Here is a 15,227-nt window from a genome sequence, read left to right as displayed (position 1 = left end):
ATTTTTAAAAGCTCATATTTAAACCTAGGTTAACTCTTTGTAGTAATGGGTAAGCACCTGGAGAATTTCCTTCAGGATCCGCATATTTCATGTCAGAAATGGTAAGAAGGTTGGTACCGCTAATATAAATTTTCAATAATTTAATACTTTTACTTTTTTCCATATTAAATTTATATCCAAGATTTACGCTTCGTAATTTAATATAGTCTAGACTAACAATTCTAGCTGTAGTAGCTGCTGCTAAATTAGGGTCGTTTACAATTGCATGTAAAGCAGGATATGCAGCATCTGGATTACTAGGTGTCCAATAGTCTAATTGGTCGTAACGCGCTGAAGAAACACCTTCTGGAAGTGCGTAAGCTAAACTTCCATTAACAAGACCTTTATGACCTTCAACACCGTTAATTAAGGCACTTAAAGACCAGTTTTTATAAGATCCATTTAATTTTACGCTATAACTGTGTTTAGGTGATTTTGGTAAATCAAATCGAATTTGATCTTCAATATTAGTACCTATTACTGTTCCATTTGCATTATAATCAATATATCTGTAATCTCCTAAACCTGGATCTCCTGCGTAAACTGGGTAGTTTACTAATTCATCAATATTTTGGAAATAACCATCTGTTTGTAGTAATGAAGATGCGCCGATTGGTTTCCCTTCAATTTTTGTATATTCAGGTGTACCAGCTCCATCCGAAGCACTTTTTAGAACTCTGTTTTCGTAAAAAGCATAAACAACAGATGCAGAATATTTAAACCCTCCTTCGGTGCTATTTTTGTAAGTTAAAGTAGCTTCAAGACCATGACTTTCTGTTGAGCCTAAGTTTCCAAAAGGAAGTCCGGTAACAAAACCAGCGTAACCAGGAATGGTAGCAGATGGTCTGGCAATTAAACCGTCTCTTTTATCTTTAAATACTTCAACCTCTCCAGATATTTCATTGTCAAAAAGTCCAAATTCAACACCTAAGTTTTGTTTTGTAACTGTAGACCATGTTAATTCTTCGTTTCCAAGTTGGGTTTCTCTAATAACAGATAAACGTCCTGTATCACCTTCTCCAAAGTTATATCTCCAAGTTGGTCTTATTGATGCAGTTCCACTTATATTATCATAGAAACTTAAATATTGCCAACGATTGGTTCCTAAACCACTTTTTGTTCCAGTTTTACCATTAGAATATCTAATTTTAAAATTGTTAAGAGCTGGTATGGCTTCTTCTACCCATTTTTCTTTAGCTAAATTAATACCTACAGAATATGATGGGAAAAACTTAAAACGTTGTCCTTCAGCAAAAGTTTCGTCACCGTTGTATGAACCATTTATTTCGAAAAAATAACGAGTATCATAGTTGTAAGTTGCTCTACCAACCCAAACTTCTTCATAATATGGGAAATCTGTGTTGTTAATTCTTTTATTACGACTAAAAGCACCTAAAGCTGTTACGTTATGTCTATCAAAAGAACGTTTATAATCAAATTGTGCTTTTGTATAAGATATTTCTTGAGTATTATTAATACTTTCACTTCCTAAATTAAAATCGTAAGGACGTTCGTAATCTGCACCTTCAAAAGAATCCCAAGTACCATCAGGTAACAAATCGTATCTATCTAGTCTTGTTTCTAAAGATGAGTCAAATTTTATTTCACTTTGTGTTTGGTAATTACTAATAAAGTTATATTTACCCGTAAATGTTAAACCTTCAGTAATAAAGTCTAAGTCTTGTTCTAACTGAAAATCAATAGAGAAAATTGTTTTTATAGTATTAGTTGATCCTTCAAGAAAAGTACCTATTGTACTACTTATTGGGAACCTTTTTTCTACCAATCCAGGGTAAAGAGGGTCTGGATAAAGTTCTAGAGCTTCTTCAGGGTAATATGGTACACTACTTCCTGGAGCAACTGTAAACAGCCTTAAAAAATCGTTGCTGACAGTTCCACGCGCTTTATTTTGATCTTCTATTCGGCTACTAACACTTGTTTTTAAGCGAGTTGTATTAGATAATGTAAAGTCTAAATTTCCTCTAAATGAATATCTTTCAAATTTATATTCTGGATCGTAGTTGTAAAATTGTTCAGAATTTGTAATGTCACCTTCTTGTAAATATCCTGCAGAAGCATAATATTTAACAAAATCTGTACCACCTCTTACAGACACCGACTGATTAAAACTTGTTGCAAAGTCTTTTGTTGTAAAGTCAACCCAATCTGTATTTGGATAGATATAAGGTAAATCTCCATTTTTCCAGTGTTCTAATTCAGCTTCTGTAGAGAAACCAGTATCAAAAGCAGCGTCATTATAGACACCTACATTTCGTAAACTCTCAGCAGCATATGCGTCTAAAGAATCATATTTGTCTGGATAAAATTTCATAGTAACTTCACTAGTTATACTTACTACTGGTTTTCCTATTTGCCCTCTTTTTGTAGTAATTATAATAACTCCGTTTGCACCTCTAATACCGTAAACGGCAGTAGCAGCACCATCTTTAAGTGTACTAACACTTGCTACATCTCTAGGGTCTATATTTGCAAACCCTCCAACAACTTCAACCCCATCTACTAATATTAATGGGTCTGAGTTACCACGAATATAAATATCACCCGCATCGTCTCCTGGTTGACCAGAAGTTTGAACAATATTTAAACCTGGTGAAAGTCCACTTAATGCATTGGTAATATTAGAAGCACCAGATTCTAATATTTCTGCACCTTTTACTTGGCTAATGGCACCTAAAACACTCTCTTTTTTTTGTGAACCATACCCAACAATTACAACTTCATCTAATTTTGAAGCGTTTTCAGTCATTACAATTGTTAAGGTTTTTTGGGTGTTGATTAATACTGTTTGTTCCTTGTAACCAATATACGAGAAACTTAAAATTTCGCCTGGATTTACGCTAATTTGAAAATTACCGTCAAAATCTGTAGTGACACCTTTTGAGGTGTCTTTAATTAAAACATTAACGCCGATTAGTGGCATTCCTGTTTCGTCAGTCACCGTACCTGAAACGTTGGATTGGGACCATACAGAAATAAGACTAAAACAGCATGTAAAAAGTGTAATTATCTTCAATTTCATAATGTTAAATTTGTTTAGTTTGTTTTTATTTGCTCTAGAAAATTTCTCTTCTAGAATATTGTTATACAAAAATAAGATGTTTAAATGTTTTGATTTTCTCAATTATGGGGGGTAAATGTTACTAAAATGTTAAATAACCCTGTTAAAATAGCATTGTTTTTGGTTTTTAACAAAATATTACCATTGTTTTGGAAAATAATTTATAAAGCAAATAGGGGTTGTTTAATGCTAATTTTAATAATAATAAAATCTTTTTATTATTAGGAATTTAAACTTTGTAGTACTTGTTTAGCAGTGTATTAAACAGTGGTCTAACATTGTAATTAGGGCTTTATTTCTAATTGGTGTTGAGTGAATAATTATAGTTTGTTGTGGAAATTTAGGTACCTGTATAACATTAAATCAATTTTTAGTAAGGTGAAGAAATAACAGTATTAAAAATTGTCAAAACCTTGATATAAATGATTTTAAGTTTTTTCTATTCAAATAAAGTAACATTTAAACCCCATAATTGAGAAGTTTTTTGGGTATAAAAATTTTAAATTTGTGAAATAATTTTTTAATAGTGTTTTTAAAGTTGAATAAAATTTAAAGCAATAGAATAATGAATTTAAAATTATACAAAAGCTTCTTAGGTGCATTTATATTACTCGTAAACTTAAGTTGTAAAAACAATACATCCACGGTTATAGATAAAGATACAATTAAACCTAATGTTGTAGTTATTTACCTTGATGATTTAGGATATGGGGATTTAAGTTGCTATGGAGCAACAGCTATAAAAACTCCAAATATCGATAATTTAGCATTGGGAGGTGTAAAATTTACCAATGGTTATGCTACTTCTGCAACTTGCACACCTAGTCGTTATGCTTTATTAACCGGAATGTATCCTTGGAGAAATAAAGATGCTAAAATATTACCAGGAGATGCTCCTTTGTTAATAGACACAAAGCAACAAACATTACCTAAAATGCTATCAAAAGCAGGTTATCAAACTGCTATTATTGGAAAGTGGCATTTAGGTTTAGGATCGGGATTTGTAAATTGGAATGAGACTATTAAACCAGGACCTAATGAAGTGGGGTTTGATGAAGCGTATATCTTAGCCGCCACACAAGATCGAGTACCTACAGTTTATATTGAAAATGGGAATGTTGTAAATTTAGATAAAAGCGATCCTATTGAGGTTAATTATAAAAAGAATTTTGAAGGAGAACCAACAGCAAAATCAAATCCAGAAATGCTAACAATGAAATGGCACCATGGTCATAATAATAGCATTGTAAATGGCATTCCAAGAATTGGATATATGAAAGGTGGAGATGCTGCAAAATGGAGCGATGTTGATATGGCAGATCATTTTTTAAGTAAAGCACAAAATTATATAAAAACACATAAAGAAAAACCATTTTTTCTTTATTATGCAATGCAACAGCCACATGTTCCAAGAACTCCACATCCAAGATTTGTTGGTAAATCAGGAATGGGACCAAGAGGCGATGTAATTTTAGAGGCAGATTGGTGTATAGGAGAATTTATAAAAACACTTGAAGATGAAGGAATTTTAGAGAATACTCTTATTGTATTCTCTAGCGATAATGGTCCTGTTTTAAATGATGGTTATTTTGATGATGCCGTTGAAAAATTAGGTAATCACGATCCTAAAGGAGGTTTACGCGGAGGTAAATACAGCCTTTTTGAAGCAGGAACACGTATACCTTTTATAACTTATTGGAAAGGTAAAATTAATCCGGGCGTGTCAGATGCTATAATTTGTCAAATGGATTTATTGGCTTCATTAGCAGATCTTGTTGGGGTAAATGAAAAACCAACTGATAGTAAAAACTTCTTAAATACATTAATGGGGGTTTCAGATAAAGGTCGTGATCATTTAATTATTGAAGCAAAATCTAATACAGCTTTAAGAAGTGGAGATTGGATTATGATACCACCATATAAAGGGCAAAGTATTAATAAAAAAGTAGGTACAGAAACAGGTTATTCATTAGAATATAAACTCTATAATCTTAAAAATGATATAGGTCAACAAAATAATTTGGCAAAAGAAAATCCTGAAAAGCTAAAAGAATTGATTCAAATATTTGAAAACTTGAAACAATAAAATAGCCGAATATATTTCCATTTATTTTAAAATTATGAAAAACATACTTCCAATATTGCTGATTTTTATATTTTTTGGTTGTTCAAAAACAACTGAAATAGAGCAAGAAACACCCTTAAAAATTTGGTTTAATCAGCCTACAACAAAATGGGATGAAGGTTTGCCTATTGGTAATGGTAGCTTAGGGAGTATGATTTATGGAACTCCAGCAAAAGAAATAATTTGCCTTAATGAAGAAACTATTTGGAGTGGGAAAAAATGGTATAATGATAAAAAGGATGGGAATAAGGCTTTAGGTGAGATTCGCCAATTATTGTTTGATGGTGAATATATTGAAGCTGAAAATGTAGTTGCCGAAAAATTATTAGCAAAGCGTTTACCTTCAGGAACCAATGCAAATCAGATGTTGGGGAATTTATTTATTGAAAATTCTGATTTAGATAGCCTTTTGAATTATAAACGTGAATTAGATCTAAACCATTCTATTGTAACAACTTCATTTCAAAAAAATGGGATTACTTATAAGAATGAATATTTTTCTAGTTTTCCCGATAAAGTGATGGTTTTTAAATACTCAGCAGATAAAGATAGTGCTATTAGTTTTTCTGCAGGTGTTAAACGTACTGAAAACACTAAAATTGAATTGGCTGAGAATGTTATAAAATTTTCTGAGCATGTAGGGAGCGGAGTAGGTGTTAAGTTTTATGCTATTATTCATTTTGAAGCAAAAGGAGGAAAATCAGAAATTAAAGATGGAAAATTAGTGATATCAGAAGCGGATGAGGTAATTATCCGTGTAACTGCAGTTAGCGATTATCGTACTGATAGCCCAAAGACCTTGTGTCAGCAGAATTTAGACCACGCTTTGTCTTTAAATTACAATGAATTAAAGGAAAAACATATTGCTGATTATCGCTCTTTGTTTAAACGAGTAGATTTTCATATTTCAGATAATGATGGTTTAGATTTACCTACAAATCAACGACTTAAAAAAGTAAAAAATGGAAGCTTCGATAATTATCTTACACAGCTTCAATATCAGTTTGGAAGGTATTTATTAATTAGTAGTTCTAGATCAGGAACATTACCTGCCAATTTACAAGGAATATGGGTTAATGGTTTAACACCTCCTTGGAACTCCGATTATCATATCAATATCAATGTTCAAATGAATTATTGGATGTCAGAAATGACAAATTTATCTGAATGCCATGAACCGTTTTTAGAATATATCGGTAACCTTCGTGAAATGGGGCGAATTACAGCAAAAGAAACTTATGGTTGTAGCGGTTTTGTGGCACACCATACTAGTGATATTTGGCACAATACTTTTGGTTTTGGAAGGGCAAGATATGGTATGTGGCCTATGGGTGCAGCTTGGTGTTGCCAACATTTGTATACACATTTTGAATATACAGAAGATAAAGAATACTTAAAAAATTATGCATATCTTGTAATGAAAGAAGCTGCGCAGTTTTTTGTAGATTTTATGGTAATCGACCCTAAAACAGGACAGTTACTTTCAGGGCCTTCTGTATCACCTGAAAATAGTTTTTTAGATAAAAATGGAGAAATGGCAACCATTAGTATGGGATCTACAATGGATAGAGAAATAATTTTTGAATTGTTTCAAAATTGTATTTCAGCGGCAGATATTTTGGGTGTAGACACTGATTTTAGAAATACTCTACAAAATAAAATACAGCAAATGCCGCCACTTAAAATAGGAAGTGATGGACGTTTAATGGAGTGGGTTGAAGAGTTTAAAGAAGAAAATGAAGGGCATAGACATATATCTCATTTATATGCTTTGCATCCTTCTAATCAAATTTCAAAAACAAAAACACCTGAGTTATTTGAAGCTGCAAAAAAAACCATAGAACATCGACTTGCTAACGGAGGCGGTCATACAGGCTGGAGTCGAGCTTGGATTATAAACTTTTGGGCGCGTTTATTAGAGCCTCAAAAAGCTCATGAAAATATTGTAGCATTACAACAAAAATCTACTTTACCCAACCTATTAGATAAACATCCTCCATTTCAAATTGATGGTAATTTTGGGTTAGTTTCTGGTGTCACAGAAATGTTAATGCAAAGCCATGAAGGAGAAATATACGTATTGCCTGCTTTACCAAAAGAATGGGCAAATGGTTCAATAAAAGGTATTGTGGCTCGTAAAGGCTTTGAAGTAGACATAGAATGGAAAGAAGGAAAACTTCAAACGCTTGTTGTACGATCTAAACTTGGAAATAACTTGCAAGTTCGTTATGGAAAAACTCTAAAAAGTTTTGATACAAAAGTAGGTGAAGTATTAAAGTTTAATAATCAGTTATTAAAGCTTTAATTTCCGATTGTTAGGTTTACTGAGCTAAAATACGTTTACTTTTTAGTTAATGATTATTTAATTGGAGTAACAAAATGAACGTATATTTTATTAAGTCCTATTAAAAATGGTTGCTCCAAAACAAAAGTTCTATCATCAAATAATTTTGAATTTACTAAAATGTCGGATAGACTATGGTATGGTAAACTGGTAAATTCTACTAGTAATATGGAGTATACAAATGTTAATTTATAGCCATCTTTTTTTGATTTTAACGTAGTTTTTTTGTCTTTAAGGCGCTAATTACATTGGATAATTAGGGTCTTTTAAAGCTATTATGTAAATGTGCAACATTTGTGGGTCTCAAATGAGAATTACAAAACAAAGGAAGTTAATACCTTTGAAAATACCTATAAAGTAGGTGTGTAAAAACAAATAAATAATTAACGGATTTAAAATTTAATTCCACAATTTACATAATTTAAAATGACTAAAATTTCAACTTCCATTTTAATTCTATTGTTTTCAATAGTGTTAATGTCATGTAATTCGTCTAGCAATAAGACACAAGATTCTGTAGCTTCCAATGTTGAAGGAAGCACAAGTAAACCAAACATAATTTATATCCTTGCAGATGATCTTGGTTATGGAGATTTAAGCTGTTATGGCCAAGAAAAATTTTCTACACCAAATATAGATAAACTAGCTTCTAAAGGAATGATGTTTACACAGCATTATTCAGGAAGTACTGTTTGCGCGCCATCGCGTTCTGCTCTTTTAACTGGTATGCACACTGGTCATACGGTTGTTAGAGGTAATAAAGAAATTCAACCAGAAGGACAATATCCAATACCGGATGATACATATACTTTAGCTGAAGTTATGAAAAAGGCAGGTTATACAACAGGTGCTTTTGGTAAATGGGGATTAGGTTTTCCTGGTTCAGAAGGAGATCCTGTAAATCAAGGGTTTGATACTTTTTTCGGGTATAATTGTCAACGATTAGGACATAAGTATTATCCAGATCATTTATGGTCAAATAGAGATTCTATTGTTTTAGAAGGTAACGAAAACTTTGCAAATAAAATTTATGCACCAAGTGTAATTCACGAAAAAACCATCCAATTTATAGAAGATAATAAGGATAAACCATTTTTTGCATATGTAGCATCTATTATTCCGCATGCTGAATTAGCAGCCCCAGAAGAACTTATGGCTAAGTACAGAGGTAAATTTTTACCAGAAAAAGTATTTACAGATAATAGTACTCCTGCAGAATTAAGAAATGGAGCATACCAGTCTCAAAATGAATCTCATGCTGCTTTTGCCGCTATGATTGATTTATTAGATCAACAAGTTGGTGAAATAATGACTAAAGTTGAAGAACTTGGAATAGCTGATAATACAATTATTATTTTTACATCAGACAATGGTCCACATAAAGAAGGTGGTGCAGATCCAAATTATTTTAATAGTAATGGTGTTTTTAAAGGAACGAAAAGAGATTTATATGAAGGGGGAATTAGAGTGCCAATGATTGTTAAGTGGCCAGGAAAAGTTAAAGAGAATAGTACATCTAACCATATTTCTGCTTTTTGGGATGTTTTTCCAACATTTTCTGATATTATAGGTGTAGACAAACCAAATAATATAGATGGAATTTCATTTTTACCAGAAATTTTAGGTAATACTGAAGCGCAAAAAGAACATGAATATTTATATTGGGAGTTTCATGAAAAAGGAGGTCGTCAGGCTGTAAGAATGGGAGATTGGAAAGCTGTAAAATATCAAGTACTTAAAAATCCTAATGCTCCAATTCAATTATACGATTTATCTAAAGATCCAAGTGAAAAAAATAATGTGGCAGCTCAAAATCCTGAAATAGTTTCAAAAATGGAAACTATAATTAAAGAAGCGAGAACACCATCAGATGTATTTACATTTAGTCAAACAACTTTTTTAAATGTAGATTAAGATGAGGGTGTTTAAAAACAAACATATTTTAGTAATTATTTGCTTGTTTTTTCAGCTGTCTTATTCTCAAGAAAAAGAAGGTGTAATTAATATTGATACAAAAACAGGGCATGCTATAAAAATTGGTTCTAGTGGGTTTAATGTTAGAATTGCAGACAAAAGTTGGAGTTATTTACATCCAGATTTTAGAAAAGCAGTTCATGAGTTAAATCCAGGATGGTTACGCTATTTTTCTGGAACTATGGGAGATGCATTTAGTAGCGCCACAGGTCAATACGATATTGATTATGCTATGATGTTCGATCATTCTAAGTCATATTTAAAAGGTTATAGATTTACAGAAATTAAAGGACCACATCGTATTATAGATTTGTATGATTTGTTGAGTGAAATAAATGGAAAGTTAATTGTAACTATTAATGGCTTTTCTGAAACTCCAGAAATGACACGTGAGCTTGCAAGATTCTGTAAAAACAATAATATTGAAGTCGCAACTTGGCAATTTTGTAACGAACCTTATTTTTATGTCCCTCATAGGGAACGTTATTGGTGGAATAATGGCTACGATTATGCAGCTAAAATGAAACCACATGCAGATGCTATTAAAGAAGTATTTCCTGAAGCATTTTTAGCTTTAAATAATACTTGGGATGGTATTTGGGGTTTTATGAAAGAAATTAACAGTTACCAAAAGCAACAAGGTGCTTATTGGAATGTGTTTTCTAAACATTCATACGCTCCACATACTGGTAAAAAAGAAACAATAGAGAACGCTTATAAAAGAGCAAATACTAAGCTTTTAGAAGCAACTTCTATGGAGGCAATGCAAGAGATAGAAGATTATACTTGGGATAATGTACCTATGGTTATTACTGAATTTGGCGTATGGAATCCACCATTAAATGGTATTTATTCCAGTATTTATAATATAGAATATGTTATGCGTCAGTTACAACACCCAAATTCTTGGTATATTGGTGCTCATGAAGTAAGTAGTAAGTATAGGCCTAAAATAAATATTAATAATCAAATTGAAGAGGCTTATAAAAATGGTACTAAACTTCAAACAGATCTTATTTCAACAGGTGTAAATAAAACATTAGAAGGTAAGGCGTATGAAATTTATCATAATGTAACTAATCATTCAAATTTTATATTTAACTCAACTGTAACAAATGGTTTTGAAGCTCCTGGGCTAAAAAACGCTGTTGAAACAGGGTTTTACACACAAGCATATCGCGGTATAAATGGCTACGATTATTTAGTGTTTACCAACAGAACAGCGCAATCAAAAGATTTTGATATAATTATTGATGGAAATCAACTAAATAAACAAATTGAGGTAAATTATATTACTGCAGACTCACTTAATGTTAAAAATACCGAAATACAAAAAGCGGTTTTTAATAATGGAAAAATTAATATTCCACCATTTAGTGTTTCTGTTGCCAAATGGAGTTCTAAATTAGTAACTAAGCCTGCAAATCCAACAATTTACAAGGGAGAAATAATGGCTTCAGGTATTAAATTAACTTGGGGAAAAATAGAAAATGTAAAAAACTATACTATTTTTTATGGTGAAGATTCTAACAACTTAATTCAGAAAATTAAGATTGAAGATCCTTCTGTAAATTCAATAGAAATTGACAAGTTAAAAAAGGATGCTATTTATTATTTTAAAATGAATGCAGAAAATAAACAAGGATCAAGTGAATTTTCTAATCAAATAGTTATAAAAAATAGTATTCCAACTATACCAGAAATATTTAAAACATCGAGAAGAAATAATACAGCCACTATTTTTTGGAAAAGTGTGTCAAATGCTTCTGGATATAAGCTTAAATATATAAACCAAACTAATAACAAAGAAACTTTAGTAGAGGCCAATAATGTATTTGGTTTTAGAGTAGAAGGTTTAGAGTATAATGTACCTTACAAGTTTTCAGTTGCAGCATATAATGGTATTGGTATTGGAGAGTTTTCAAAAGGAGAAACACTTGTTTTGTCTGAAAAAGTGCCGTTAAGTCCAAGAAATGTATCTGCAATTAGAGCTGAAGATGGAACTGTATCTGTAAAATGGATTGAACAAAATTCAATTCTTCCAGAAACTACGTATAACATTTATAGAGGAGTGGAACTGCATAATTATCATAAAATAGCAAGTGGCATAAAAGGTGCTTTTTATAAAGATACTTCAGCTGAAAAAGATAAACTTTATTTCTATACTGTTAAAGCTGAAACATCTGCGGGAGAAAGTAATTTTTACCCTAATACAGCCACTTTGTTTGGAACAGATGAAAAGTACTTAATAAATATAACCGATATTGAAAAACAAGACAATGGTTATTTGTTTAAAGTAGCATTTAAAAATATTTTATTAGACGGTGAGTATTCTTACGGTCTTAAAATAGAAAATATATCTTATTTAACTGTTGAAGAACAAATTGTGCAAGGCAAAAAATTGTCAATTAAGTCAAAAACGTTTGAGGTATTTGTTCCAAATTCTGAATTGGTAAAAAAATCTAAATACTCAATTAAGGCATTTATTAATACCAATGGTAAAGATCTTTTTAGCAATTTGCCAGATAAAAATATTCAAACAGATTAAATTTTATTTCACTTGAATACATAAAAAAATACCGAATAATGAAAACAATAAAGTTTCTTTTAATATTGGTTTTAATCACTTCTTGTGAAGCCAATAAAAATAATAAAAAAGAAAATATTACAACTAAAAGTGCAACTCCTAATATCGTTTATATTTTAGCGGATGATATGGGTTATGGAGACCTTTCAGCTTTAAATCAAAAATCAGGAATTCAAACACCTCATATGGATAAAATAGTTGAAGAAGGTGTTCATTTTACAGATGTTCATACAAATTCTTCAGTATGTACGCCAACTAGATATGGAATTTTAACAGGACGTTATGCTTGGAGAAGTCGTTTAAAAAAAGGAGTTTTAAATGGTTATGATGAACCTTTAATAGAAGAAACTAGGCCAACTATTGCTTCTTACCTTAAAAGCAACGGTTATAAAACTGCTTGTATTGGAAAATGGCATTTAGGTTTAGGTTTTCAGCCAAAAGATGGTGAAGCAGCCATAACTGAAAAAAATGGAGTTAGTAATATAGATTTTAATAAAAAAATTAAAAGTCCTAGCGATTTAGGATTCGACTATTCATATGTAATATCGGGTTCTTTAGATATGCCTCCTTACGTGTATGTTGAAAATGGAAAAGCTGTAGAATTACCTACGGCATATACAAAAGGTAAAAATCAAAATAAAGAAGGACGTGGTATTTTTTGGAGAGCTGGAGAAAAGGCGCCAAGTTTTGTGTTTGAAAATGTGTTAGATAATTTTACTAAAAAATCAGTTTCGTTTATTGCAGATCAAAAAGAAGTTGATACTCCTTTTTTTCTGTACTTTCCGTTAACAGCACCTCATACTCCTTGGTTGCCAACAGGTGATGCTGTTGGGAAATCTGAAGCAGGACGTTATGGAGATTTTGTTACAATGGTAGATGATGCTGTTGGTGCAGTTGTTGATGCTTTGGAAAAAGCGGGTAAAATGGATAATACATTAATAATTGTAACTTCAGATAATGGATCTCATTGGAAACCGGCAGATAAGAAAAAGTATGCGCACCGTGCTAATTATATTTATAGAGGTCAAAAAGCAGATATTTATGAAGGTGGACACAGAGTACCATATATAGCTAAATGGAATGGAGTTATTCCTGCAGGTTTTGAGTCTAATCAAACAATGTGTACTACGGATTTATTTGCAACTTTAACAGGTATTTTAAATAAACCAATGGTTAAAGAAGGAGCTGAAGACAGTTTTAATTTGTGGTCGGCTTATACTTCAACTGAAAATCCAGCTACAAGAGGTGCCGTTGTTCATCACTCATTCAGTGGAATGTTCTCAATTAGAAAAGGAGCTTGGAAATATACTCCAAATTTAGGATCTGGAGGGTTTACAAAACCAAAATCTATGCAAGCAAAAGATGGTGAAGTACCAGGAACCTTATATAATATTGAAAAGGATCCAGAAGAGAAAAATAATGTGTACAGCCAACATCCCGAAGTAGTTAAAGAATTAGATGAGCTTTTGGACTTATATAAAAAACAAGGGTATAGTAGAGAGTTATAATTAAACGAACCATAAAAATTATTATATCGTATATTATTTTAATAAAAAAGCTACTGTGAATCCATATATAGGTTAAAATTATAGCGTTTAGCTATAGAATAAATTACCTTAGTAAATTAGAATTATATTAATAAAATGTATTATAAAAATGAAACATTTAATAATTAAAATTGTATTTTTTTTCACTTTATTTGTTGGTTTTCAAACGTTGATTGCTCAAACTAAATTACCATCAATTTTATCGGATAATATGCTTTTACAACAAGCTACAGATGTGAAAATTTGGGGTTGGGATACGCCAGGACAAAGTGTAATTGTGAATCCTTCTTGGACAAAATCAGTAAAAACAACTACTAATGAATCTGGGAAATGGCAGTTGTTAATCTCTACACCAAAAGCTGGAAAAAAGGGTAATTTAAAAATAAGCGGTTCAACAAAGCTAACTGTAAATAATATTTTATTTGGAGAAGTTTGGTTGTGTTCTGGGCAATCTAACATGGAAAGGCAATTAGGTTTTCGTAACAATCAAAAACCGATTGTAAATTTTTGGGAAGAATCACAAAAAGCAAATAATTCTAATATACGTATGTTCTTGGTTCAAAAGAAAAAATCAACTACTCCATTGGAAGATTGTGAAGGTGAATGGGTTGAGTGTACGCCAGAAACAGTTTTAAATTTTTCGGCGGTTGGTTATTTTTATGGAAAACAGTTGTCGGATAATTTAAAAATCCCTGTTGGTTTAATCCAGTCTGCCTGGGGTGGAACTAGAGTTGAACCTTGGACTCCTAAAGAAGGTGTTGAAAAAACAACTTTAGAAAAAGCTGCTCAAAATAAATTTTCCAACCTGTATAACGGTATGATTTCACCCTTAATCAATTACAGAATTAAAGGTGCAATTTGGTATCAAGGAGAATCTAATGCTAAAAATTGGAAAGAGTATAAAACACTTTTCCCAAATATGATATCTAGTTGGAGAGCACAATGGGATATTGGTAATTTCCCTTTTTATTTTGTACAAATAGCACCTTATAATTATTCAGATAAATTTGCTGTGCCACAAATAGTAGAAGCACAATTAGAAGCTTTAAAACTACCAAATACTGGTGTTGCTGGGACTCAAGATATTGGTGCTATTTATGACATTCATCCACCTCAAAAAAAAGAAGTTAGTCGTAGATTAAGTTTAATAGCTTTAAATAAAACATACGGTAAAAGTTATATTGTGTATGCAGGGCCTTCTTTAAAATCTTATAAAACTGAAGGAGAAACTTTAGTTATTGATTTTGAAACACCAGGTTCTAAATTACATTCAGCAGGAGGTAATATGGGTGGAATACCTTCATTTTATATTGCTGGAGAAAATAAAACATTTCACAAGGCACAAGTAAAACAAGACGGAAATACAATTATTTTAAGTTCTTCTAAAGTAAAAAAACCGGTTGCAGCAAGATATATTTGGGCTAATAATGCCAACGGAACATTGTACAACAAACAAGGCTTGCCAGCATTACCTTTTAGAACAGATAATTGGGATGAAGTGCTTTATGCTCAGTAAATTAATAAAGATTTAT

The 15,227-nt window shown here is 31.5% G+C and carries 7 protein-coding genes; 6 read left to right on the top strand and 1 reads right to left on the bottom strand.

Features of this window, described 5'->3' with window-relative positions; translation table 11 throughout:
* Positions 1-4 precede the first annotated feature (4 nt).
* Positions 5-3,079 carry a TonB-dependent receptor gene (locus tag MHL31_RS08930; protein ID WP_240225592.1) on the bottom strand — a complete coding sequence of 1,025 codons (3,075 nt, stop codon included), beginning with the start codon at positions 3,077-3,079 and terminating at the stop codon, positions 5-7.
* A gap of 604 nt (positions 3,080-3,683) precedes the next feature.
* Between MHL31_RS08930 and MHL31_RS08925 the strand changes: the two genes are divergently transcribed.
* From MHL31_RS08925 to MHL31_RS08900, 6 genes are all read left to right on the top strand, one after another.
* Positions 3,684-5,204 (top strand): arylsulfatase, encoded by a 1,521-nt coding sequence (locus tag MHL31_RS08925; protein WP_240225591.1) that lies wholly within the window; start codon positions 3,684-3,686, stop codon positions 5,202-5,204.
* Positions 5,205-5,238: 34 nt separating this feature from the next.
* Entirely contained in the window at positions 5,239-7,548 is a 2,310-nt protein-coding gene (locus MHL31_RS08920; RefSeq protein WP_240225590.1) for a glycoside hydrolase N-terminal domain-containing protein, read from the top strand.
* Positions 7,549-8,013: 465 nt separating this feature from the next.
* Entirely contained in the window at positions 8,014-9,501 is a 1,488-nt protein-coding gene (locus MHL31_RS08915; protein WP_240225589.1) for an arylsulfatase, read from the top strand.
* A gap of 1 nt (position 9,502) precedes the next feature.
* A complete protein-coding gene (locus MHL31_RS08910; RefSeq protein WP_240225588.1) occupies positions 9,503-12,109 on the top strand; it encodes a fibronectin type III domain-containing protein in 2,607 nt (868 codons plus the stop codon).
* 38 nt (positions 12,110-12,147) lie between these two features.
* The gene (locus MHL31_RS08905; protein ID WP_240225587.1) at positions 12,148-13,656 is read left to right on the top strand and encodes a sulfatase-like hydrolase/transferase; all 1,509 of its coding nucleotides are present in this window, start codon (positions 12,148-12,150) and stop codon (positions 13,654-13,656) included.
* Between the two features lie 148 nt (positions 13,657-13,804).
* Entirely contained in the window at positions 13,805-15,211 is a 1,407-nt protein-coding gene (locus MHL31_RS08900) for a sialate O-acetylesterase (RefSeq protein WP_240225586.1), read from the top strand.
* The last annotated feature ends 16 nt before the right edge of the window (positions 15,212-15,227 follow it).

The sequence above is a fragment of the Lutibacter sp. A80 genome (assembly GCF_022429645.1).
Classification (GTDB): Bacteria; Bacteroidota; Bacteroidia; order Flavobacteriales; family Flavobacteriaceae; genus Lutibacter.
This window is presented reverse-complemented; position numbering and strand designations above follow the sequence as displayed.

What these genes read in the sequence shown, in the direction of transcription:
- MHL31_RS08930 (WP_240225592.1), bottom strand. Translation starts at nt 3,079, where the DNA reads ATGAAATTGAAGATAATTACACTTTTTACATGCTGTTTTAGTCTTATT.
- MHL31_RS08925 (WP_240225591.1), top strand. Translation starts at nt 3,684, where the DNA reads ATGAATTTAAAATTATACAAAAGCTTCTTAGGTGCATTTATATTACTC.
- MHL31_RS08920 (WP_240225590.1), top strand. Translation starts at nt 5,239, where the DNA reads ATGAAAAACATACTTCCAATATTGCTGATTTTTATATTTTTTGGTTGT.
- MHL31_RS08915 (WP_240225589.1), top strand. Translation starts at nt 8,014, where the DNA reads ATGACTAAAATTTCAACTTCCATTTTAATTCTATTGTTTTCAATAGTG.
- MHL31_RS08910 (WP_240225588.1), top strand. Translation starts at nt 9,503, where the DNA reads ATGAGGGTGTTTAAAAACAAACATATTTTAGTAATTATTTGCTTGTTT.
- MHL31_RS08905 (WP_240225587.1), top strand. Translation starts at nt 12,148, where the DNA reads ATGAAAACAATAAAGTTTCTTTTAATATTGGTTTTAATCACTTCTTGT.
- MHL31_RS08900 (WP_240225586.1), top strand. Translation starts at nt 13,805, where the DNA reads ATGAAACATTTAATAATTAAAATTGTATTTTTTTTCACTTTATTTGTT.